Origin of the sequence: Kineosporia mesophila (assembly GCF_021129235.1) — a bacterium.
GTDB classification, from domain to species: Bacteria; Actinomycetota; Actinomycetes; order Actinomycetales; family Kineosporiaceae; genus Kineosporia; species Kineosporia mesophila.
In genome coordinates, this window is sequence record NZ_JAJOMA010000030.1 from 57,428 (window position 1) to 79,426 (window position 21,999).

Here is a 21,999-nt window from a genome sequence, read left to right on the forward strand (position 1 = left end):
ACCTCCTGGGTCGGGCAGACTGCCGACATGGAAGACGACGACGACGAGCTGACCATCCTGGTGGGCGCCGCGGAGGGATCTACGGCGCTGGAGCGTGACGGCATGCTGCGTCGGCTGGAGGAAGCGGTCACCCTGGCCGTCGCGGAGTGCACCAACGAGGGCTACCTGACCAACGGCAGCACCGGCGAAGTCGACATCAGCCTGACCGTCGCGGCGCCCGGCCTGGCCGCGGCCGAGGCGCTCAGCCTGGTCGGGGACAGCGTCGCGGCGCTGATCAACGACCCGGCCAACCCGGGCTGGGGGCCGTTCTCGGTCAGCGTCACCGGCGAGTCCGAAGACCTGACCGAGGGCCTCGACGACGCCACCGACCTACAGGTGCTGGGTGGCTTCGACGATGTCGAGGCCCTGCGCCGGCAGCTGGAGGCGGGCACCCACGACGACACCGACGAGGATCTCGACGACCTCGACGACGAGGTCGTGGTGATCGTCACCGGGCCGGACGGGCTGAGCCTGACCGGCATCGAGACCGTCCGGAACACCGAGGCGGCCCGAGAGCAGCTGCTCGCCGGCGCCGAGCTCCTCACCAGCGTGGAGCTCGACCAGCTGACCGCCCTGGACCTCCAGTCCGAGGACGAGGACGCGCGCGAGGAGGCCCAGGCCCAGGCGCGCTTCGTGGCCGGGGCCCTGTTCCAGGCCTCGGTGGCCGTGGTGGACCACCTGTTCATCGACCTGGACACGCTGACCCGCGACGGCACCACGGAGACCGTGGCCGAGGCCCCGGACGACGTGTTCTTCGTGCTGGGCGGCCTGCCGGAGCGCTACGCCGACCGCTACGACGCGATGTTCACCCAGCGGTTGATCATCGCCACGGCCGACGTGACGCGGCGGCTGACGGCCGGCTGGGAACCGCTGGCCTGCGTGGCCCACGAGCTGGCCCTGCGCCTGATCCTCGACGCCGCCGAGGTGGAACTCGACCAGGCCGACGTGGAGCTCGACGAGGGCTGGCGCGAGGCGATCGAGGCCAACCTGTTCGAGGACTCCGACCACGAGATCCTCTTCGACCCGCAGACCCCCGACGATGTCGACGACGAGGATCTCCAGGTCGGTGAGGAGTCCGCGCCGATGGGCTTCGTGCACTGGTTCACGCCGTTCAACGCCGAGCGGCACCTGCCGCCCTACCTGGTCGAGCTCGTGGAGCTCGACGAGGAGGACGACGAGGACGACGACGAGGTGGACGAGTCCGGCGAGGACGGCCTGGAGCAGCAGCAGGAGCACCAGCAGCACTGACGACCCTGGTCGTGATCATGCGAACGTTCCCCGGGGAACGTTCGCATGATCACGGTCGATCAGGTGTTCTTCCCCACCACGGGCTGCGGCACCGGGTCGCACTTCTTGTCCGATGTCCGGCCCTTCACCCGCGTGGGCAGTGTGCCGTCCTTGAGGTACGCGGCGACCGCGTCGTCCGTGCAGGCGACGCCGTTCAGTGAGCCGGCGTGGGTGGTACCACCGACCCCCTCGATCAGGGCCGACTTCGGGAAGCGGCTACGCACCTCGAGTGCCCCCTCGTACGGGGTGGCCGCGTCGAGGGTCTCGGAGATCAGCAGCGTCGCGGGGGCCTTGGAACCGTCGACGACCGGTGCCTTGCCCACCTCGCTGTCCCAGTAGAGGCAGGGAGCGTTGAACCAGACGTTGGACCAGGTCATGAACGGCGCCTTGGCATCCGTCGCGACCGCGTCCTTCTTCCACGTCGCCCAGCTCGCCGGCCACTTCACGTCGGAGCACTGGGTGGCCAGATACATCGCGAAACCGTTGTCCTGGCCCGTGCCCTGCGGGTTCGCGTCGTCGTAGAGCGACTTCAGCGTCTTGGCGTCACCGTCGTGCACCCAGCCGGCGAAGGCGGCCGCCGTCTCCTCCCAGCTGAGCGTGAAATAGCCGGCGCCGAGGAAGACGTCCGTCCACTCGTCCCCACCGATCTTGCCGCCCGCGGGCTTCTTGTCGAGGGCATGAAGCTGCTTGTAATACTGCTTCTTCACGGCGGCACCGGTCGAGCCCAGCTTGTAGGTGGCCTTGTTCTTCGCCACCCACTTGAAGAACACGTCCATGTTCGTATCGAAAGCAGTGTCCTGGTCGAGGTTCGCCCGATACCAGACCTTGCGCGGGTCGACCACGCCGTCGAGCACCATCCGCCGGACCCGGGTCGGGTACTGCGTGGCGTAGACCTGACCGAGGTAGCTGCCGTACGAGAAGCCGTAGAAGTTGATTTTTTTCTGCCCCAGCGCCTTCCGGAGCACGTCCATGTCCTTGACGTTGTCCGTGGTCTTCACGTTGTCCAGCAACGCACCGCCGGCCTCGGCACAGGCCTTCGCGTAGGCCTTCGTGCGCTTCAGCCAGACCTTTTCGGCCTTGGCCGTCTTCGGCACGTACTGCGGCCGGTCGTAGGCGAAGTAGCTTCCGTCGCAGCTGAGCGCGGGCTTGCTCGAGCCGACGCCCCGCGGGTCGAACCCGATCCAGTCGTAGGCGTCACCGGCCTGATCCGGCACGTACTGACCCAGCGACGAGAGGGTCAGGCCGGAACCGCCCGGGCCGCCCGGGTTGACCAGCATCGCGCCCTGGTACTTGGCCTTCTTCACGGTGTGCCTGACCCGCGAGACGGCAATCTTGATCTTCTTGCCCCGGGGCTTGTCGTAATCGAGCGGAACCGTCAGGTAGCCGCACTGCGCACCGAGCGACTTCAGGCTGGCACTCACGCACTTGCCCCAGGCGATCGGCTTCGGGTCGAACGCCACCTGGGTCACGGCGGTCGACGCCGCGGCCGGTGCGGCGCTCACAGCCGGTGCGGTGCTCGTCGTGCCGTTCCCGGAATCCTTGGCCCACGCCACCGAGCCCGTCACCGCCGAGGCGGCCACCAGCGCGGCGGAGGCCGTCATGACCACGATCTTCTTGTTCACCATCTGCCCTCTTGATCGCCTTCAGCCCGCTTCGTCACCCGGCCGAGTGTTCCGTCGTCGTGTCCGGTTGGCAATAGAAGCCCACCCTGCGCTGTGGTATGGATCACCATTGAGGACGCGGGTGGGCACGAACCGGAATCGGCATTCCGCTCTCGGGTACGGTGGCGCGTAGCGGAATCACAGTTCCGTTTCGAATGACAAGGAGCATGATGCGGGCCCCCGTACCCGAGACCGGAATCCCGGGCGAACACCACCGGCGCACTCCCCCGGGCGTCACCTTCGCCGTCCTCACCCTCGCAGTAGGCACTTTCACCCTGCTCCAGTCGCTCGTCATCCCGGTGATGGCGACCATCCAGCACGACCTCGGCACCACCCAGGCCGGCGTCACCTGGGTCCTGACCGCCTACTTGCTGTCCGCCTCGGTGGCCACCCCGATCATGGGACGCCTGGGTGACCTGATCGGCAAGGAAAGGGTTTTCGTCGCCACGCTGATGGCGCTGGCGATCGGCTCGCTGCTCGCGGCCCTGGCCCCGAACCTGGCCGTGATGATCGTCGCCCGGGTGGTCCAGGGCCTGGGAGGGGGCGCCCTGCCCCTGGCCTTCGGCATCATCCGCGACGAGTACCCCGCCCACCGCGTCACCGGCGCGGTCGGCAGCCTGGCCTCCCTGACCGCGGTCGGCAGCGGCCTCGGCCTGGTGCTGGCCGGCCCGATCGTCGACGCGCTGAGCTACCGCTGGCTGTTCTGGATCCCGATGATCATGACCGCGGGCGCGGCGGTGGCAGCCCACTTCCTGATTCCGGCCTCCCCGGTGCGATCGGCCGGCCGGATCTCCTGGCGCCCGGCGCTGCTGCTGTCCGGCTGGCTGGTCTGCCTGCTGCTGGCGCTCAGCCAGGCCTCGTCCTGGGGCTGGCTGTCACCGGCGGTCCTCGGCCTGACCGCCGCCTCGGCGGTACTCGCCGGGCTCTGGGTCCTGTCCGAGACCCGCGCCACCACACCGCTGATCGACATGCGGATGATGCGCCTGCGGCCGGTCTGGACGGCGAACCTGGTGGCCCTGCTGCTGGGCGTGGCAATGTACGCGGTGTTCGGCTTCCTGCCGCAGCTGCTGCAGACTCCGACCGGGGCGGGCTACGGCTTCGGCGCCGGCATCACCCTGTCCGGCCTGCTGCTGGCGCCGCAGTGCCTCGTGCAGCTGCCCACCGGCATCCTGTCCGGCAACCTCTCCGCCCGTTACGGCGGCAAGTGGTTCACCGTGCTCGGATGCGCGATCACCACCCTGTCGATGGTGATGTTCGCCTTCGCCCACGACCACGTGTGGCAGATCCTCCTCGGCTGCGCCCTCTTCGGATTCGGTATGGGCTGGGTCTTCTCGGCGATGTCCGGGCTGATCGTGCAGGGCGTGCCGCAGGAGCAGACCGGGGTGGCGAGCGGCATGAACGCCAACATCCGCACCATCGGTGGCGCCATCGGCTCGGCCGTGATGGCCAGTGTGGTCACCGCCCACGCCGGGGCCGGCGGGTTCCCGGAGGAGTCCGGGTACACGCTCGGTTTCGCGCTGCTCACCGGGGCTCTCGTGCTGGCCACACTGGCCGGGCTGCTGATCCCCGACCTGCGACCGAAGGTGCGGGCCGTGACCACGGCGCGCACCTCGTCCGTCAACCAGACCGAAACCCCGGAACTCGCACTGGTCGCGGGCGGTACGCTCGTGGTCGATGAACGGGATTGACGCTCCAGCCGTGGGGGCCACCGAGCGCCCGATGCGCAGGGACGCGGCGCGTAATTCGGAGGCCGTGCTGGCCGCGGCCCGGGACGTGATCTCCGAGTCCGGCGTCGAAGCCAGCATGGAGCAGATCGCCTCGCGGGCCGGCGTCGGCGTCGGCACGCTGTACCGGCACTACCCGAACAAGCAGACCCTGGTCGACGAGCTGGTCCGGATCATCCTGGACGAGCTGATCAGTACCGCCCGGGCCGGGCTGGAAGACGAGCACGGCAACGGGCTGGAGACCTTCCTGCGGGCCTTCGGCCGTTCCCTGGCCCGGCATCACGGTTACTCGGCCAAGCTGTTCAGTCCGGGCAACGAGAGCCATCAGCAACAGCTCAACGCGCTGATCGCCGACCTGCACGCCCAGGCCTTCGCCCACGGCCGGATCGGCGCCGGCGTCGAGTTCGGTGACGTCCGGGCCTTGATGTGGGCCCTGCGCGGGATTGTCGCGGTGACCGGGCAGAGCGCTCCGGACGCCTGGCAGCGTCACCTCGACCTGCACTTGGCCGCCCTGCGCATCGACCCGGTGCCGAGCACCCGGCCGGCGATCAGCGACGAGCAGTTGCAGCGCATCGCCGACGCGCAGAAGCGCCCGCAGAGATGACGAGAACTGGCCGGCACCCCGAGGGGGCCGGCCAGTTTCGGGTCAGACCCCGACCTCCGCCGAGTGCTGCGCGGACCCGGAGGGCCAGCGGGTCTTCGCATCGGCCGAGTGCAGCGGCATCACCACGAGTTCCATCACGTTGCCGAGCAGGCTCGCCCCGGCCCGGATCGCGTCCGGCGAGTCGCCCTCGTGCTCGAAGGCGAGCTGCGGGGCGGGCAGCGACAACTGCCCGTTGTGACACAGCAGCGACTTCACGTTGCCCGCCGCGATGTTGCCGAGTTCGGCGATCACGTCGAGCATGTCGTCCGGCGCCGGTTCGGCCACCCCCAGCAGCGTTGCCGCGAGCGTCGTGATCAGGTTGCCCTCGGCGCGCACGTCGACCCCCAGGAACGAACCGTCCTGCGGGTCCTGGATCACCAGGCGCGACACCGCGAGGCCGACGGCCGCCGGCAGCGGCTCCGCCGTCGGCTCGGCCTGCTCGCCGAGGACGGAGGCGATCATCTCGACGAGCAGCATCTCCAGATCAGGCTGGGCCGCAGCCAGTTCAGCGGGATCGATCATGATGCTCCATTTCCCAGGTGCTGGAACACGACCGCGCGGTCCACGTCCACGCGCTTCCAGTTGGGGCCCAGCGACGGAGCGGTCTCGGCGCCCCCCAGCACCAGGTAACCGCCCGGACGCAGCACCGACCGGCAGTTCTCGATCACGCGCTTCTTCGTGGGCGGATCGAAGTAGATCAGCACGTTCCGCAGAAAGATGATGTCGCACTGCGGATGACCGATGGGCGGCTGGGCCAGGTTGCCCCACTTGAAGGTCGCCAGGTCGCGAACCTCCTTCTTCAGCACCCAGTCCCGGCCGACCTGGTCGAAGTACTTGACCAGGTAGGGAACCCGCAGGCCGCGGTTGATCTCCAGCTGCGAGTACTTACCCGCGCTGGCCCGCTCGACCATCTTGTGCGAGATGTCGGTGCCGACGATCTTGGCGTCGAAACCCGGGTTCCGGGGCAGCCAGTCGAGCAGCAGCATGGCCAGCGAGTAGCCCTCCTGCCCGGAGGAGCAGGCGGCCGACCAGACGGTGATCTTCTTGGTCAGCGAGGTCTTGGCGACGTCCGGCAGCAGCTGCTTGGTGAAAACGTCGAAAGGGGCCGTGTCCCGGAACCACAGGGTCTCATTGGTGGTGAGCGCGTCGATGACCGAGTCGATCAGCTTCTGGTCGCCCCGGCGCAGCCGGCTGACGAACGCAGCAAGATCGCTCTCCCCGCTGATCCGCATCAGCGGCACCAGTCGGGACTCCACCAGGTACTCCTTGCCAGGCTGCAGATCAATGGCACTGCGCTGGCGCACCAGGTCGGCCACGAAGGCGAAGTCCGTGGTCGCGATACTCATCGGCGAGATCTCCCTTCACCCACTGCTAGCTCTTCCGGTGCGCTCATCGCTCGATCAGTCCCAGCATCTCCAGCTTCTCGGCAATGACCTCGTCGGTGAACGGCTTGATCACGTACTCGTGCGCACCGGCGGCGAGTGCCCGCACGATGTTGTTCTGTTCGCTCTCGGTGGTGACCATCATCAGCACCACGTCCCGGTACTCCGGGTTCTGCCGGACCTTCTTGATGAAGGTCAGCCCGTCCATGACCGGCATGTTCCAGTCCACGAGCGCGACCTCCGGACGGGCCCCGGCGTCGAGCGCGGCCAGGGCCTCCGCTCCGTCTCCGGCCTGAACCACGTCGAAGTTCAGGTTGGTGAGGAGTTTGGTCAGGATGGTCCGCATCACCCGCGAGTCGTCGACGACTAGTGCCTGCATGATCCGCCTATCTCTCTTCATGCTGATCTCAGCTGGTGGGATTTCGGTTGCACTTCAGTGGTTTACAGCCGGAAGCGGGACACCAGCTGACGTACGGGGTGGTTCCTTGGAGCCTTTCGGTTCGGCACCGGCCGTGGGGCGACCTGGATCATCCAGAGCCCATCGGCAACGATGCGCGACGACTGAATACTCAGAGTGTTCGAACTTTTACCCCACTCATCCCGGCCACACGTCCGGCCGACAGGCGATGCGACGAGTGGCGTCCGATCCCGTCACAGCCGGAACCGGGAGACCAGCTGACGTAGCTCGCCCGACAGTCCGGCGAGCTCACCGGCGGCCCGCTCGGCCTGGCTGATGCCGTCCCCCGAGGCCTGGGCGGCTCCGGCCACCGAATCCACGCTCGCGGCGATGCTGGCCGAGCCCGCCGCCGCCTCGGTGATGCTCCGGGCGATCTCCGACGTGGTGGCGGTCTGTTCCTCGACCGCCGAGGCGATCGTGGTCTGGTAGGAGTTGACGTCCTCGATCGTCTGCGAGATCCGGGCGATCGCCTCGACCGCCTCCTGGGTGTCGGCCTGGATCGTCTCCACCCGGCGTGAGATGTCCTCGGTGGCGCGGGCCGTCTCCTGGGCCAGTTGCTTGACCTCCTCGGCGACGACCGCGAAGCCCTTGCCCGCCTCCCCGGCCCGGGCCGCCTCGATGGTGGCGTTCAGCGCCAGCAGATTGGTCTGTTCGGCGATCGAGGTGATCGCCTTGACCACGTTGCCGATCTCCTCGCTGGAGTCACCCAGCTTCCCGACGGTCGCCCGGGCCGTGACCGCCTCGTTCACCGCGCTGGCGGCCACCCGTACGGCCTGCGCCGACGACGAGGCGATCTCCCGGATGCTGGCCGTCATCTCCTCCGTGCCGGCCGCCACGGTCTGAACGTTCCCCGACACCTCGGACGCGGTACCGGCCAGGCCGGAGGCCTGCCGGGACGTCGCCTCGGCGTTCGCGGAGATCTGCGAGGAGATGGAGCCCAGGCTGTGGGAGGCGCCGGAGAGCGTCCCCGACGTCCCGTCGATCTGGATCATGGCCGCGCGCAGGGAGTCCCGGGCCTCGTTCAGGGCCGTGGCCATCTGGCCGATCTCGTCGCGGCCCCGCACGTCGGCCGTCACCGTCAGGTCTCCGTCGGCCAGCGCCACCAGCGCCAGGCGCAGCCGGTTCACCGGGCCGGACACCATCCGGGCGATCCACAGCCCGATGGCGAAGAGCAGCACCGCGCCGATGATCGTGAACACCCAGATCCGGATCGCGGCGTTCCTGGCGTCGGCGGCCGAGGCGTCCGACTGGTCGGTCATCGACTTGTCGAGACTTGCCGTGATCACCGCGATCTGGTCGCGGACGTCGTTCGCCAGCGGGTCGAAGTCGTTGTTGACCTTGGCCACGTAGGCGTCGATGGCGCCCCGGCCCAGGTTCAGCCGGGAGGCTGTGGGCAGCAGTTCGTCCTGCCACATCGTCCAGGACTTCTCGGCCGCCGGGATCAGCCTGTCCTCCAGCACCGTCCGGTCGGCGGCCGGAAGTTCCATCCCCTGGAGCTTCTTCATCAGGCCGAGCGCGTCGTCGTAGTTCTCCTGCGCGCTCGTGAGGTATTTGTCCCGGCTCCCGGCGTCCGGGGCGATCACGGTGGCGTAGACGTACCGCCGGAAGCCGCTGTAGTTGGACCGCGCGGAGAGAATCGCCTGACTCTCCTCGGCGGTGACGTCGACGACGTGCTGACCCGTCTGCTGCACGCTGTTCACGGCGAGCTGACCGGTCACCCCCACCAGCGCGGTCAGGACGACGGCGACGGCCGCCAGTACCAGGATCTTGACGCCGATCCGGAGGTCGGCGAGGAACGTCAGGGGAGAGCGGTCAGTCATGGAGGACCTTCGGCTGAGCCCGGCGTGATGACGCCGGTGAGGCGGATCGTCACGACTTCATCGACCGGACGGCCGCCACCTGAATACTCACCGGCCGAACACGTCACACAAGGTTCCGGCATCACCCGTCCGGACGCACGCAGGCCCCCGCACGCAGGTCGCGTGCGGGGGCCTCACCCCGGTTCAGGATGCCGGGGCCGGCTCCTTCTGGTGCTCGAGCTTCTTCTCCAGGCCCTCGCCCTCTACGTCCAGGCGGGGCAGCACGCGGTCGAGCCAGCCCGGGATCCACCAGGCGGCGTTGCCGAGCAGGGCGAGCACGGCCGGCACCAGGATCATCCGCACGATGAACGCGTCGACGAAAACCCCGACCGCGAGCGCCAGGGCGATCGGCTTGATGTTGGCGTCGCCCTCGGGCACGAACGCGGTGAAGACCGAGACCATGATCAGCGCGGCGGCCGTGACCACCCGGGAACCGGCGGCGTACCCGACGCGCAGGGCCTGACGGGCGTCCCCACCGTTGTGCACGAACTCCTCGCGGATCCGGGCCACCAGGAACACCTCGTAGTCCATGGCCAGGCCGAAGAGCACGCCCATCAGGATGATCGGCATGAAACTGATGACCGGGCCCTCGCGCTGCACGCCGAGGAGGTCCCCCAGCCAGCCCCACTCGAACACCGCGGTGACGGCGCCGAACGAGGCCCCGACCGAGAGCAGGTAGCCGAGGGCGGCCTTGACCGGGACGGCGATGGAGCGGAAGACCGCGCCCAGCAGCACCAGGGAGAGACCGACGACGGCGATGCCGAAGGGCAGCAGGGCGTCGCTGAGGCGGTCGGAGATGTCGATCGCGATGGCGGTCTGGCCGGTGACACCGACGTCGACGCCGTACTTCTGCTCCAGGTCGGCGTTGGCCGCCCGGATCTCCTTGACCAGGTCGGAAGTGACCTGGGACGAGGCGCTTCCGGTCGGGATCAGGGCCACCACGGCCAGGTCGCCGTTGGTGTTGACCGCCGCCGAGCTGACCCCGGCCACGCCCTTCAGTCCGCCGAGTTCCCCGGCCAGCTGAGCCAGGAGCTTCTGCGGGTCGGAGCCGCCCGGGAGGTCGGCGGTGACCAGCAGGGGTGCGTTGGCGCCGGGGCCGAAGTGGGCGGCGACCAGGTCGAACGCCTTGCGCTGGGTGGTGTCGGAGGCGGCGGTGCCGTTGTCGTTCAGGGCCAGGCGCAGGTCTTTGGCGGGCACGGCGAGGGCGCCGACGGCGACCACCACGAGCAGGATCGTCACCACCGGGATCCGGATGACGGTGCTCAGCCAGGCGTTGGCGAAGCGGTGACGTTCCTTGCCCTGAGCGGGTTTCGGCGTCAGACGCGCGCCCAGGAGGCCGAGCAGGGCCGGCAGCAGGGTGAGCGCGATCAGCACGGCCACCAGCACGGCGCCGGCCGCGGCCACTCCCATCACGGTGAGGAACGGGATGCGGGCGACGGCCAGACCGACCAGGGCGATGATCACGGTCAGGCCGGCGAAGACCACCGCGGAACCGGCCTTCGCCACCGCCCGGGCCGCCGACTCCTCCGGGTCGAGGCCGTCACGGAGCTGGTCGCGGTGGCGCGAGACGATCAGCAGCGCGTAGTCGATGCCGACGGCCAGGCCGATCATCAGGGCCAGGAGCGGCACGGTGCTGGAGATGTCGAGCAGCGGGGTGAAGAGCCAGATCGCGGCCATCGTGGCGCCGACGCCGACCAGCGCGGTGATCAGCGGGAGCCCGGCGGCGAGGATCGAGCCGAAGGTGACGATCAGCACGATCAGCGCGACCACCACGCCGATCCCCTCGGTCGGGGTGACCGACGGCAGGGAGACGGCGAAGACCTCACCGCCGAACTCGACCTGGCCGCCCGCGGCCGTGATCGGCTCCGCGGCCTTCTCGATGGAGTCGCGCAGGGCGTCGGAGTCGTCGCGCCAGTTGCTCTCCACCTGCACGGTGCCCAGGGCGACCTGCCGGTCCTGCGAGATCGCGCCCTTCACCTGCTCGTTGTACGGGTCGATCACGGCGGTGACGCCGTCGACCTTCGAGACGGCGGCGAGCGAGCTCTGCACCGCCTTCTTCATCTCGGGGGTGGTGACGTCGGACGCGACCGCGACCACCTGGGCCTGGCCACCGGCCAGTTCGGGGAAGCGGTCGCCGAGCGTGTCGAGGGCCTTCTGCGAGGCGGTGCCGGGAATCCGGAACTCCTCGCTGGTGCCGCTCCCGAGGGTCACCGCTCCGGCGGCGAGTCCGGCGAGCACCAGGACCCAGACGCCGATGACGACCAACCGCCCCCGGTAGGCGCGCCGGCCGAGCGCATAAAGCAGCGTGGACATACGTGTTCTCCCATCAGCGCCCGGGGCAGGGGGCGACTGAACAGCTTCGATACAGTTCTGTATTCAATACAGTAATGTATCGAACAGGAGATGGACAGCCGGGGTGCAGACCTCTCACATCCCCCCGGAGCGTCCGGCGGACCGCGGCCGGCCGCCGGCTGAGGGAGACTGTGCGTTCGCCCGCCGACGGGCGCGAACCACGAGGAGACCGAGGAACGACCGTGACCGAGCAACCGACGCCACCGACCCGGATCACCCCCCGGCGGGCCGCCACCCGGCAGCGTCTGCTCGCGGCCGCGAGCGCGGTCATCGCCGAGCGCGGGGTGAACGGCGCCAGTGTCGAAAGCATCTGTGAAGAAGCCGGCTTCACCCGGGGCGCGTTCTACTCGAACTTCGCCACCAAGGAAGACCTGCTGAACGAGCTGATGTCGCAGAAGCACGACGAGCTGCTCGGCCGGATCCGGACGATCCTCGAGCGCAGCGCCCAGGACCCGCCCGCCGGCGTGGAGATGGTCGACTACCTGGTCGACCAGGTCATGGCCGCCAACCCGCAGGACCGTGAGTCGCGGCTGGTGGAGAGCGAGGTGGGGCTCTACCTGATCCGGAACCCGGAGCACGCCCCGCTGCTGCTGAAGGCCATGCAGCCGTTCCGCGACGAGCTGCTGCGCCTGCTCACCGTGGGCCTGGCCCGGGCCGGCCGGCGCCTGGCGGTCGCCCCCGAAGACGCCCTCAACGCCGTGATCGCCGGCTACGAGACCGGCACCACCGCGATGTGGGTCGCCGCCGCCAGTGGCCACGGCGAGGATCTGGATGTCTGCCGTCGCACCCTGACCATCATCGTCAAGGCGATCTCCGAACCCGCCTGACGCTTCTTCGTAGTCTGCCCCCGTGACCCTTGGCGGACAAACTGTGACCTGATAGACAGTCACTCGCCTCTGTCGTACACCGTCAGTGAGGGGAAGTGACGATGTCGTCCTCAGAACCTCCCGAGGAGCCGCACCGTGGGCACTCGGACGCCAGTCACTGGAACTGGTTCCTGCTCATCCCGATCGTGATCCCACTGAGCACACCGCTCTTCAATCACGACGGCCCCCGCCTGTTCGACTTCCCGCTGTTCTACTGGCTGCAACTGGCCTTCGTGCTGCTCGGGGTCGGCTGCACCGCGCTCGTCTACACCAAGACGAAGCGGAGGGACTGAGGCATGCCACACGCGTCCGACCACATCGTCGAACTCGTCGTCTTCACTTCCCTGTTCCTGCTCGTCTCGGTGATGGGCTTCGCCGCCGCCCGCTGGCGGCGCGCCGAGTCGCTCGATCATCTGGATGAATGGGGGCTCGGGGGAAGAAATTTCGGCACCTGGGTGACCTGGTTCCTGCTCGGCGGTGACCTCTACACGGCCTACACCTTCGTCGCGGTGCCGGCGCTGGTCTTCTCCTCCGGGGCGATCGGCTTCTACGCCGTGCCGTACACGATCCTGATCTACCCGCTGGCGTTCCTGGTGATGACCCGGCTGTGGTCGGTGAGCTACCGGCACGGCTACGTCACCCCGGCCGACTTCGTGCGGGGGCGCTTCGGCTCACCCACGCTGGCCCTGCTGGTCGCGATCACCGGCATCGTCGCCACCATGCCGTACATCGCGCTGCAGCTGATCGGCATCGAGGCGGTGCTCAAGGTGATGGGCGTGACCGGCCACCTGCCGATCATCATCGCGTTCCTGATCCTGGCCGTGTACACGTACAGCTCGGGCCTGCGGGCGCCGGCGCTGATCGCCTTCGTCAAGGACACGCTGATCTACCTGGTGATCATCGTGGCCGTGATCGTGATCCCGTACAAGCTCGGCGGCTGGGGGGTGATCTTCGGCAGCGCCGAACAGGCCCTGGGCCAGACCAACCCGAACACCGGGGCGCCCAGGGGCAGCATCCTGCTGAACGCGAACAACCAGCTGCAGTACGTCACCCTGGCTCTCGGCTCGGCCCTGGCGCTGTTCCTCTACCCGCACTCGCTCACCAGCGTGCTGGCGGCCAGGAGCCGCGACACGATCAAGAAGAACATGTCCGCGCTACCGGCCTACAGCTTCCTGCTCGGGCTGATCGCGCTGCTGGGCTACATGGCCATCGCGGCCGGGGTGAAGCCGCTGGGCAAGGACACCAACACGATCGTGCCCTCGCTGTTCGACCAGATGTTCCCGGACTGGTTCGCGGGCGTGGCCTACGCGGCGATCGGGATCGGGGCGCTGGTTCCGGCCTCGATCATGTCGATCGCGGCGGCCAACCTGTTCACCCGCAACGTCTACAAGGAGTACCTGAAGCGCGACGCCACCCCGGCGCAGGAAGCCGGCGTCAGCAAGATCACCTCGCTGGTGGTGAAGGTCGGCGCGGTCGCGGTGATCCTCTTCCTCGACCCGCAGTTCGCCATCGACCTGCAGCTGATCGGGGGCGTCCTGATCCTCCAGACGCTGCCGTCCGTGGCCCTCGGGGTATATACGCGCTGGCTGCATCCCTGGGCGCTCAGCACCGGTCTGGTGGCCGGGCTGGCGGTCGGGATCGGGATGCTCTACCAGATCCCGAACCCGAACAACGGCAAGGACCACTTCGGCGGATCCGCCTACAAGCTGTCGCTCGCCGGGTTCGACAGCGACAAGCAGATCTATGTCGGGTTCGTGGCGGTCCTGGCCAATCTGATCGTCACCGTGCTGCTCACCCTGGTGCTGCGGCGGGCCGGGGCACCCGAGCTGCCCGATGCCACCCAGGCGGGGGACTTCACCGTGGAACGTGCTCCGGAGGCACCCCCACCGGCCGCTTCCGGAGCACCCGCCACCCTCGCGGGGGACTAGCCACTCAGGGTCACCCAGCAAAGCCGCTGCACAACCGTGGGCCCCGGGACAACTCGGTTCCGGGGGCCCGCGTTGTGCAGGAAGGCCCCGGGCTCCGTAGATTAGTGGGCGATGAACACCGATCCCGCTGTCCGCGACACCCCGGAAGACTCCGCGGACGTCCCCCATTCCCCCGCCGAGCCGCCGGAGCCGCGCGAGGCCCAGCCCACGTTCGCTGACCTCGGGATCGACGAGCGTGTGCTTCGAGCCCTCAGCGATGTCGGCTACGAGATGCCCTCCCCCATTCAGGCCGCGGCGATCCCGCCACTGATGGAGGGGCGCCACCTGGTCGGTCTGGCCCAGACCGGTACCGGTAAGACCGCGGCGTTCGCGCTGCCGGTACTCAGCCGTATCGACCTCTCCCAGCGCGCCCCGCAGGCCCTGGTGCTCGCTCCCACCCGGGAACTGGCGCTGCAGGTGGCCGAGGCCTTCGGCCGCTACTCCCACCACATCCCGGGTCTGCACGTGCTGCCGATCTACGGTGGGCAGAGCTACGGCGTGCAGCTGGCCGGCCTCAAGCGCGGCGCCCACATCGTCGTCGGTACGCCCGGACGGGTGATCGATCACTTGGAGAAGCGCACTCTCGACCTCTCCCAGCTGAAGTACCTGGTGCTGGACGAGGCCGACGAGATGCTCCAGATGGGCTTCCAGGAAGACGTCGAGACGATCCTCAGCACCACCCCCGACGACAAGCAGGTGGCTCTCTTCTCGGCCACCATGCCGCCGCAGATCCGCCGCATCTCGAAGAAGTACCTCACCGACGCGGCCGAGATCACCGTGGCCAACCGCACGGTGACGTCGGTCAACACCCGGCAGCGCTACATCTTCGTGGGTCACCAGCAGAAGGTGGACGCCCTCACCCGGGTCCTCGAGGTCGAGGACTTCGAGGCGATGATCATCTTCGTCCGCACGAAGCAGTCCACCGAGGAGCTGGCCGAGCGGTTGCGGGCGCGGGGCTTCTCGGCCGCCGCCATCAACGGCGACCTGGCCCAGCAGCAGCGTGAGCGCACGATCGACCAGCTCAAGTCCGGTCAGCTCGACATCCTGGTGGCCACCGACGTCGCCGCCCGGGGTCTTGATGTGGAACGCATCACCCACGTCGTGAACTTCGACATCCCGCACGACAGCGAGTCGTACGTGCACCGGATCGGCCGCACCGGCCGGGCCGGGCGCTCGGGCGAGGCCCTGCTGTTCGTCACGCCGCGGGAGAAGCGCCTGCTCGGCTCGATCGAGCGGGCCACCCGCTCGACGATCGAGGAGATGCCGCTGCCGACGGCCGACGACGTGAACTCGACGCGTGTCGGCAAGTTCACCGACTCGATCAAGGCCAGCCTGGAGAGCCCCGAGGTGGCCGTGTTCCGCGGTCTGATCGAGGAGTTCCTGGCCGAGAACGACGTGCCGGCGACCGACGTGGCCGCCGCCCTGGCCGTGATGGCTCAGGCCGGTAAGTCCTTCCTGCTGCCGCCCGACCCGCCGCCCTCGGCCCGTCGTCCGGCCCGGGAGCCCGCGGGCGCGGCCCGGGGTGGCCGTCCCGCGCCGCGCGTGGCCGGTCCGCGGCGTCCCCGGGGCGACGTGCCCCTGGCGACCTACCGCATCGCGGTCGGCCGCCGGCACCGGGTGCAGCCCGGGGCCATCGTCGGGGCGATCGCGAACGAGGGCGGCCTGGGCCGGTCCGACTTCGGTCACATCGACATCCAGGCCGACCACACCCTGGTCGAGCTGCCCGCCAACCTGTCGCGCGAGACCGTCGAGGCACTGACGCAGACCCGGATCTCGGGGAAGCTCATCCACCTCACCAAGACCGACGGGGCACCGCCGCAGCACCCGCGGGGCACGGCCGACAGCCGCAAGCCGTTCCGCAAGTCGTACCCGGGTAAGTAAAGGCTCCACCCCCGGTCGCCGAGTCAGACTCGGTGACCTCTCTCCCGCAGGAAGCCCCTCAGCTGGTCGCCGCCGGGCACCGGCTGAGTGGGCTCGCCCCGGCCCTGCGGGTTGTCACCCGGCTGCGCTGGCTGTTGTGCCTGGTCGGTGCGGGGCAGTCCGCCGCACCGATCTGGGCTGCGGGCATCCAGCCGGTCGACATGATGCATTTCAGCCGGGCCGGAGGCTGGATCCTTCAGGGCCGTCTGGGTGAGATCTACAGCACCTCGTGGATGCAGGCCGGTCCTTTCGAGCTGCTGGCCAGCTGGGCCCTGTACCCGTTCGACCGCCAGCACACCACCAGCTATGTCAGGACCGGACTGGCCGGGCAGTACCCCCTGCGCCTCATCGGTGGCGCCCTGATCGTCGCCGCGGTCATGTTCCTGGTGCGCTACCTCCGCCGGCTGCACGACCTGCCGGACTCCGCCCCGATGGAACTCGCGGCCGGCCTGACGGCCGTGCTGATCGCCGTGCCCTACCAGTTCTGGATGGGCGGGCACCTGGCCCAGTTCGGTATACCCCTGATGTGGGTGGCGGGTACCTCCCTGGCTGTTCGCGGACGCAGCACCGCGGCCGGCCTGGTCATCGGCCTGTCAGCGGGGTGGGAACCCTGGGGGGTCCTCCTGGCCGGGGCACTCCTGACCGAACGCGACCCACGACGGCTCGTCCAGGCCTGCACAGCCTTCACTGCCGGCGCCCTCCTGCCGTACCTGCCTTTCCTCGCCACCGGCCGGTTCGAGATGTTCCACCTGCTGTGGGCCGTGCGGAAGCCGACCCTGATCGGGCTGCTGTTCCCGCACATGACGACGTTCAGCTGGGAACTACGGCTGTTCCAGGGCATCGCCGCCGGACTGGCCGGGGTGGTGGTCGCCCTCGCGCTGGGCCGCCGCCGCGACGTCATCTGGATCGCACCGCTGACCGTGGTGGTGGTACGGCTGCTCCTCGACCCGCTGATCCTCTCGTACTACTGGGGACCGTTCCTGTTCGCGGTGGTGATCGGGGTCGGTCTGCTGCACCCGCACTGCTCTCCCACCCGCGCCGTCCTGGCGAGCGCTCTCGCCGGCGTCGCCCTGGTGCAGTTCCGCTACACCTTCAACCGCGAGGTGCCCCTCCTCATCGTCTCCCTCGTCCTGCTGGTGGCCCTGGTCGTGACGGTGCGCCGCGACGAACCGGCCGGGAGCAGGCCCGTCGATGCCTGATCCGGCCCGGCTGCGCTGGGTGCTGTGCCTGGTCGCCGCGCTCGAGGTCGTCGTGCTGAAGCCGATCCGGACGTACGACCTGGCCCCGTTCTCCGTGGCCGGCCACTCGATCCTGACCGGCCACCTCTCCTCGGTCTACGCCGACTCCTGGATGCAGGCCGGACCTTTCGAGCTGCTGGCGAGCTGGGCGCTGAATCCCTCGGCCGGGGGCGACATGCGCTGCCTGACCTACGGCGGCGCCGATCCGTTCCTGCGCGCGGCTGCCGGTGCCGTCATCACCGCCGCCCTCATGCTGTTCACCCGGCACCTGCGACGGGTCCACGACCTGCTGCCCTCCCCGGCAGCGGAATTGGTCGCCGGCCTCGCCGCCGTGGTCCTGATGCTGCCCGTCCGCTGGTGCAGCGAGGGGCATCTGGCCCAGATCGCGATTCCCGTGCTCTGGATCTGGGCGACCAGCTTGATGATTCGCGGAAAAATGCTGAGCGCAGCGCTTCTCGTCGGCCTGTCCGCCGGGTGGGAGCCGTGGGGAGTTCTGGCGGCGGGCCTTCTCCTGATCGAGCGCCGGCCCGTTCCCCTGGCCCGGTCCGGCGTGGTGTGCGTCGCCGCGGCGATCGCCTGCTATCTGCCCTTCGCCGCCACCGGGCACTTCGCCATGTTCGAGCTGTCCTGGCCGGTCGTGCGGGACACCCTCTGGGGACAACTACTCCCGGGCGAACTGCGAATGGGGTGGCTAGCCCGACTACTCCAGGGCCTGTTCGCCGGACTGGCCGGGTGCGCCCTGGCCCTGGTCCTGGGCCGGCGCCACCAGCTGCTCTGGCTGGGGCCCCTCTCCGTCATCCTGGTCCGGCTCGTGCTGGATCCGATGATCCTGGGCTACTACTGGTACGCCGCCCTGGTGATTCTCGCCGTGGGCAGCGGACTCTCGACGACCCGGTGGCCGGCCGGCGCCCTGCTGCTCATGGCGGCGCCGATCGTGCAGCTGCACCCGTACTACTGGCACTGGCAGAACACCTGGTACCTGCCCGCGGTCGCCTGCCTGGCCCTGGGCGCGGTCGTCGCCCTCGAGCGCCGCTCAGGGCCGGATCAGCACGACCCGGTCCTCGACGATCTCGAATCCCGGCATCACGGTGTCAATCTGACGTTCAGCGGTGAGGGCCTCGACCACAGTGACATACCTCGCCAGCTCGGTGAGGGCAGCCCGGGTCGGCGCCATCAGGGTCAGCCCTGAGTCCAGAGCCCGCTGCGGTGTGATCCACGCCCGCCGATCGGCCTCGCCACCCACGTCCCGGGGCTCCTGGCCCGGCGGCAGTACGGCGACGAAAAACCAGGTGTCGTAGCGGCGTGGCTCCAGTTCCGGGGTGATCCAGTGCTGCAACGGGGCCAGGAGATCCGCGCGCAGGGTGAGGTCGTGCCGCACGAGCAGGGCGGCCAGGCTCTCCCGGCCCGCCTCCAGACCGGCCCGTTCCCGCTCGCCGACCACCTCGTCCACCATATCGTCCACCCGTTCGCCGACCACCTCGTCCTCGATCGACCCACCCATCGGGGCGGCCATCGAGTCTCTGGAGGCCAGCAGCACCCCCGTCTCCTCGAACGTCTCGCGCACGGCGGCCCGCACGATGGAGGACGAGGTGCTCTCCCGGGTGCGGAGCCGCCGGGCCCAGGTGGCCGGGTCGGGTCCCTGCCAACTGTGCCCACCGACCGCGTCCGTGGCGTCCACCGAACCGCCGGGGAACACGTACATCCCGGCCGCGAAGGCCATCTGCGGCACCCGGCGCAGGAGATACACCTCCGGCCCGGCCGGGCCGTCCCGCAGCAGCGCGACCGTGGCCGCCGCCCGGGGCGTCACCGGTTCCAGCTCCCCGGCCTGCACCAACCGGGCCCGGCGCAGGAGATCCTCGTCCGCAGGCATCCCTGCATGGTGGCACGACGCCCCGTCCCGGAGCCGGGAGAGATCGCCCGGTGGTCGCGCCGAAATGGAGGACGAGGTGGTCACCGCGGTTTCACCGCTCACCCGGGCATCGACGGCGGCCCGGGTCCGCTGCGCGGGCCGTGATGGAATGCGGGGGTGCCCGCCGTCACCGATCTCGTCCGGACCCATCTGACGACGACCTTCCCCGGCCCGAACGCCAGTGCCTCCGTGACCTTCCTGGGCACCCGCACGCTGCACGTCGACCGTTTCGGACCCGACCCCGCCGGTCTGGTCCGCTACGTCACGGTCGGCATCAGCGAGGCGCCGATGCACCCACCCACGGCCACGGTGACCGATCCGGTGCGCGGCCCCCGGGCCGAACTCGTGCTGAGCCTGCGCCCCGCCCGCGACGAGGTCCTCCGAACGCTGGCCGTGCTGGCCGCCACTCCTCAGGTCGAAGGGCTCGTGCTGACCTCCGGTGCCACGATCGACCTGCAGCAACCGCTCTGGCCGGGGGCCCGGTTCACCGCCGTGCTGCTGGGCGACCCCGGTGGCCTGGTGCCCGATCTCGAGCTCAAGGCCCCGGCCGACCCGGTGGGCTTCTACCCCGTGCTGCCCATGACCCCGGACGAGGCCGCCCTGGCCCGGGCCCGGGGTGCGGCCCAGGTGCGGCAGATGTGGCTGGAGGCGGGCACCGACCTGCGCGATCCGGAGCGGCTCTCGGTGTTGCACCGGTGAGCCTCACCACGGCTCTTCTGCTGGTGCTGGCCGGTATCGGCGGTGGGCTCACGGGCAGCATCGCCGGCCTGGCCTCGCTGATCAGCTACCCCGCCCTGCTGGCCACCGGCATCTCCCCGATCAGCGCCAACGTCACCAACACGGTGGCCCTGATCTTCTCCGGAGCGGGCACCCTGCACGGCTCCCGCCCGGAACTGCGCGGCCAGGGCCCTCTGCTGCGAAAGATGCTGCTCTGGGCCGTACCCGGCGGCATCGTCGGCAGTGTGTTGCTCCTACTCACCCCGTCCGACGCGTTCGAGAAGGTCGTGCCGTTCCTGATCGGCGGCGCCGCCCTGGCCGTGCTGCTACGTACCGGCCCGGCCGTAAGTGACGTTCCGGCCGACCAGATTCCGCACACCGCAGCCGATCTCGAACCGAAACCGGAGAACGCAGGCCCACCGCGTGCGCTCCTGGTGGGCACGTTCCTCGTCGGCATCTACGGCGGCTACTTCGGTGCTGCCGCCGGCGTCATGCTGATAGCCCTGCTGCTCAGCCTCACCGACCTCGGCCTGGCCCGGGCCAGCGCCGTGCGCACCACCGTGCTCACGGCCGCAAATGCCGTGGCGGCGGTCTATTTCATCGCTTTCGGCCCGGTGGACTGGCTCTACTGCCTACCCCTGGCCCTGGGCTCCCTGATCGGCGGCCGCATCGGCCCGATCGTGCTGCGCAACGCCCCGGCCGGCCCCCTGCGCATCCTCATCGCCCTGACCGGGCTGGGCCTGGCCATGGACCTGGCCCTCAAAGCCTACTGACCCGGCTTCCCTCTTCCGTGATCATGCAAAACCTCCCCGGAGTTCTAGAACTGTGGACGTGAGAGTTCTAGAACATTGGGGAGGTTCTGCATGATCACGGAAGGTTGGGTGGGTCAGCCCTTGACCACCAGCACCGGGTCGGGCCGGAACGTCACCCGGGCCACGCTGCCGGAGCCGAAACCGCCGGCCTGCGAGGTGGGCATCTGGGCCAGCACCAGGCCGGCCGGGCCCAGGTCAACCGTGATCCGGCTGACCGCGCCGAGGAACGAGGTCGCGATCACCTGACCGACCAGCGGGCCGGTCGCACCGTCGGTCACCGGGAGCAGATCCACGGCCTCCGGGCGCACCAGGGCGAAGCCCTCACCGCTGTCGACCGACGACGGGATGACCGGCACCGCGGCACCCAGAACATCGGCCGTGGAACCGTTCACGGTCGCCGGGATGCGGTTGGACAGGCCCACGAACTGGGCCACGAACGGCGTGGCCGGACGGCTGTAGACCTCGGTCGGCGGGCCCAGCTGCTCCAGCCGGCCCGCGTTCATCACGCCCACCCGGTCGGCGACGGCGAGCGCCTCCTCCTGGTCGTGCGTGACGAACAGCGTGGTGATGCCGACCTCCAGCTGCACGCGGCGGATCTCGTCGCGCAGGGTGGCCCGGACCTTGGCGTCCAGGGCGGAGAGCGGCTCGTCGAGCAGCAGCACGGTCGGGCGGATCGCCAGGGCCCGGGCCAGGGCCACGCGCTGCTGCTGGCCGCCGGACATCTGGTGCGCGTACCGGTCGGCCTGCGCCGAAAGGCCGACCAGCTCGAGCATCTCGCCCGCGCGACGGTTGCGCTCGGTCTCGCCGATCTTGCGTAGGCGCAGCCCGAAGGCGACGTTCTGCCGAGCGGTCATGTGCGGGAAGAGCGAGTAGGCCTGGAACACCATGCCCATGTCGCGCTTGTTCGTGGGCAGCCGGGTGACGTCCTTGTCACCGACCATCACGCGACCGCCGTCGGCGTCTTCCAGGCCCGCCAGGAGCCGCAGGGCAGTGGTCTTCCCGCAGCCGGAAGGACCGAGCAGGGCGATGAATTCACCGGGCTTGATGGTGAGGTCGAGACCGTCCAGGGCGGTGACCGCACCGTACTGGCGGCGAAGTCCCTCCAGCCGGACCTCGACCCCGGCCCGGGTGGCCTCGGCGGTCACGGGGGTATCGGTTTCCGTCAC

At 69.5% G+C, this 21,999-nt stretch carries 18 protein-coding genes; 10 read left to right on the forward strand and 8 right to left on the reverse strand.

What is annotated here, in order from left to right; translation table 11 throughout:
- Nucleotides 1–27: 27 nt before the first annotated feature.
- Nucleotides 28–1,287 (forward strand): hypothetical protein, encoded by a 1,260-nt coding sequence (locus LR393_RS30385; protein ID WP_231488552.1) that lies wholly within the window; start codon nucleotides 28–30, stop codon nucleotides 1,285–1,287.
- A gap of 59 nt (nucleotides 1,288–1,346) precedes the next feature.
- Here the strand turns inward: LR393_RS30385 and LR393_RS30390 are convergent, their stop codons facing one another.
- On the reverse strand, nucleotides 1,347–2,951 hold the full coding sequence (locus LR393_RS30390) for an alpha/beta hydrolase (protein WP_231488553.1): 1,605 nt from the start codon (nucleotides 2,949–2,951) through the stop codon (nucleotides 1,347–1,349).
- A gap of 203 nt (nucleotides 2,952–3,154) precedes the next feature.
- Here LR393_RS30390 and LR393_RS30395 point away from each other — a divergent pair, with 203 nt between their 5' ends.
- Both LR393_RS30395 and LR393_RS30400 read left to right on the forward strand, forming a co-directional pair.
- Nucleotides 3,155–4,675 (forward strand): MFS transporter, encoded by a 1,521-nt coding sequence (locus LR393_RS30395; RefSeq protein ID WP_231488554.1) that lies wholly within the window; start codon nucleotides 3,155–3,157, stop codon nucleotides 4,673–4,675.
- Nucleotides 4,662–5,315, forward strand: a complete 654-nt coding sequence (locus tag LR393_RS30400; protein WP_231488555.1) for a TetR/AcrR family transcriptional regulator — start codon at nucleotides 4,662–4,664, stop codon at nucleotides 5,313–5,315. Before LR393_RS30395 ends, LR393_RS30400 begins: the two co-directional genes overlap by 14 nt.
- A gap of 42 nt (nucleotides 5,316–5,357) precedes the next feature.
- On the opposite strand, the gene LR393_RS30405 is transcribed toward LR393_RS30400, so the two are convergent.
- The 5 genes from LR393_RS30405 to LR393_RS30425 form a co-directional block, all read right to left on the reverse strand.
- Nucleotides 5,358–5,876: a hypothetical protein gene (locus LR393_RS30405; RefSeq protein ID WP_231488557.1), complete on the reverse strand. Its 519-nt coding sequence runs from the start codon at nucleotides 5,874–5,876 to the stop codon at nucleotides 5,358–5,360.
- Nucleotides 5,873–6,700, reverse strand: coding sequence for a CheR family methyltransferase (locus LR393_RS30410; RefSeq protein ID WP_231488559.1), 828 nt, complete (start codon nucleotides 6,698–6,700; stop codon nucleotides 5,873–5,875). The genes LR393_RS30405 and LR393_RS30410 overlap by 4 nt, the downstream gene beginning before the upstream one ends.
- A gap of 43 nt (nucleotides 6,701–6,743) precedes the next feature.
- Complete coding sequence (locus LR393_RS30415; protein WP_285599310.1) at nucleotides 6,744–7,115, reverse strand: response regulator; 372 nt, start codon at nucleotides 7,113–7,115, stop codon at nucleotides 6,744–6,746.
- A 272-nt stretch (nucleotides 7,116–7,387) separates the two neighbouring features.
- Nucleotides 7,388–9,013, reverse strand: coding sequence for a methyl-accepting chemotaxis protein (locus tag LR393_RS30420; protein WP_231488563.1), 1,626 nt, complete (start codon nucleotides 9,011–9,013; stop codon nucleotides 7,388–7,390).
- A 183-nt stretch (nucleotides 9,014–9,196) separates the two neighbouring features.
- Nucleotides 9,197–11,365, reverse strand: a complete 2,169-nt coding sequence (locus LR393_RS30425) for an MMPL family transporter (protein WP_231488564.1) — start codon at nucleotides 11,363–11,365, stop codon at nucleotides 9,197–9,199.
- Between the two features lie 221 nt (nucleotides 11,366–11,586).
- Here LR393_RS30425 and LR393_RS30430 point away from each other — a divergent pair, with 221 nt between their 5' ends.
- The 5 genes from LR393_RS30430 (at nucleotide 11,587) to LR393_RS30450 (ending at nucleotide 17,356) form a co-directional block, all read left to right on the forward strand.
- Entirely contained in the window at nucleotides 11,587–12,231 is a 645-nt protein-coding gene (locus tag LR393_RS30430; protein WP_231488565.1) for a TetR/AcrR family transcriptional regulator, read from the forward strand.
- A 101-nt stretch (nucleotides 12,232–12,332) separates the two neighbouring features.
- A complete protein-coding gene (locus tag LR393_RS30435; protein WP_231488566.1) occupies nucleotides 12,333–12,563 on the forward strand; it encodes a DUF3311 domain-containing protein in 231 nt (76 codons plus the stop codon).
- A gap of 3 nt (nucleotides 12,564–12,566) precedes the next feature.
- Nucleotides 12,567–14,198 carry a monocarboxylate uptake permease MctP gene (mctP, locus tag LR393_RS30440; protein WP_231488568.1) on the forward strand — a complete coding sequence of 544 codons (1,632 nt, stop codon included), beginning with the start codon at nucleotides 12,567–12,569 and terminating at the stop codon, nucleotides 14,196–14,198.
- Nucleotides 14,199–14,309: 111 nt separating this feature from the next.
- Nucleotides 14,310–16,118 carry a DEAD/DEAH box helicase gene (locus tag LR393_RS30445; protein ID WP_231488570.1) on the forward strand — a complete coding sequence of 603 codons (1,809 nt, stop codon included), beginning with the start codon at nucleotides 14,310–14,312 and terminating at the stop codon, nucleotides 16,116–16,118.
- Between the two features lie 32 nt (nucleotides 16,119–16,150).
- Nucleotides 16,151–17,356, forward strand: coding sequence for a hypothetical protein (locus tag LR393_RS30450; RefSeq protein WP_231488571.1), 1,206 nt, complete (start codon nucleotides 16,151–16,153; stop codon nucleotides 17,354–17,356).
- Between the two features lie 1,072 nt (nucleotides 17,357–18,428).
- Here the strand turns inward: LR393_RS30450 and LR393_RS37285 are convergent.
- Nucleotides 18,429–19,265, reverse strand: a complete 837-nt coding sequence (locus tag LR393_RS37285) for an NUDIX hydrolase (protein ID WP_345718835.1) — start codon at nucleotides 19,263–19,265, stop codon at nucleotides 18,429–18,431.
- A gap of 156 nt (nucleotides 19,266–19,421) precedes the next feature.
- Between LR393_RS37285 and LR393_RS30460 the strand changes: the two genes are divergently transcribed.
- Nucleotides 19,422–20,003 (forward strand): suppressor of fused domain protein, encoded by a 582-nt coding sequence (locus tag LR393_RS30460; protein ID WP_231488575.1) that lies wholly within the window; start codon nucleotides 19,422–19,424, stop codon nucleotides 20,001–20,003.
- Nucleotides 20,000–20,794, forward strand: coding sequence for a sulfite exporter TauE/SafE family protein (locus LR393_RS30465; protein ID WP_231488577.1), 795 nt, complete (start codon nucleotides 20,000–20,002; stop codon nucleotides 20,792–20,794). The genes LR393_RS30460 and LR393_RS30465 overlap by 4 nt, the downstream gene beginning before the upstream one ends.
- Before the next feature lie 113 nt (nucleotides 20,795–20,907).
- On the opposite strand, the gene LR393_RS30470 is transcribed toward LR393_RS30465, so the two are convergent.
- Nucleotides 20,908–21,999: an ABC transporter ATP-binding protein gene (locus LR393_RS30470; RefSeq protein WP_231488578.1), complete on the reverse strand. Its 1,092-nt coding sequence runs from the start codon at nucleotides 21,997–21,999 to the stop codon at nucleotides 20,908–20,910.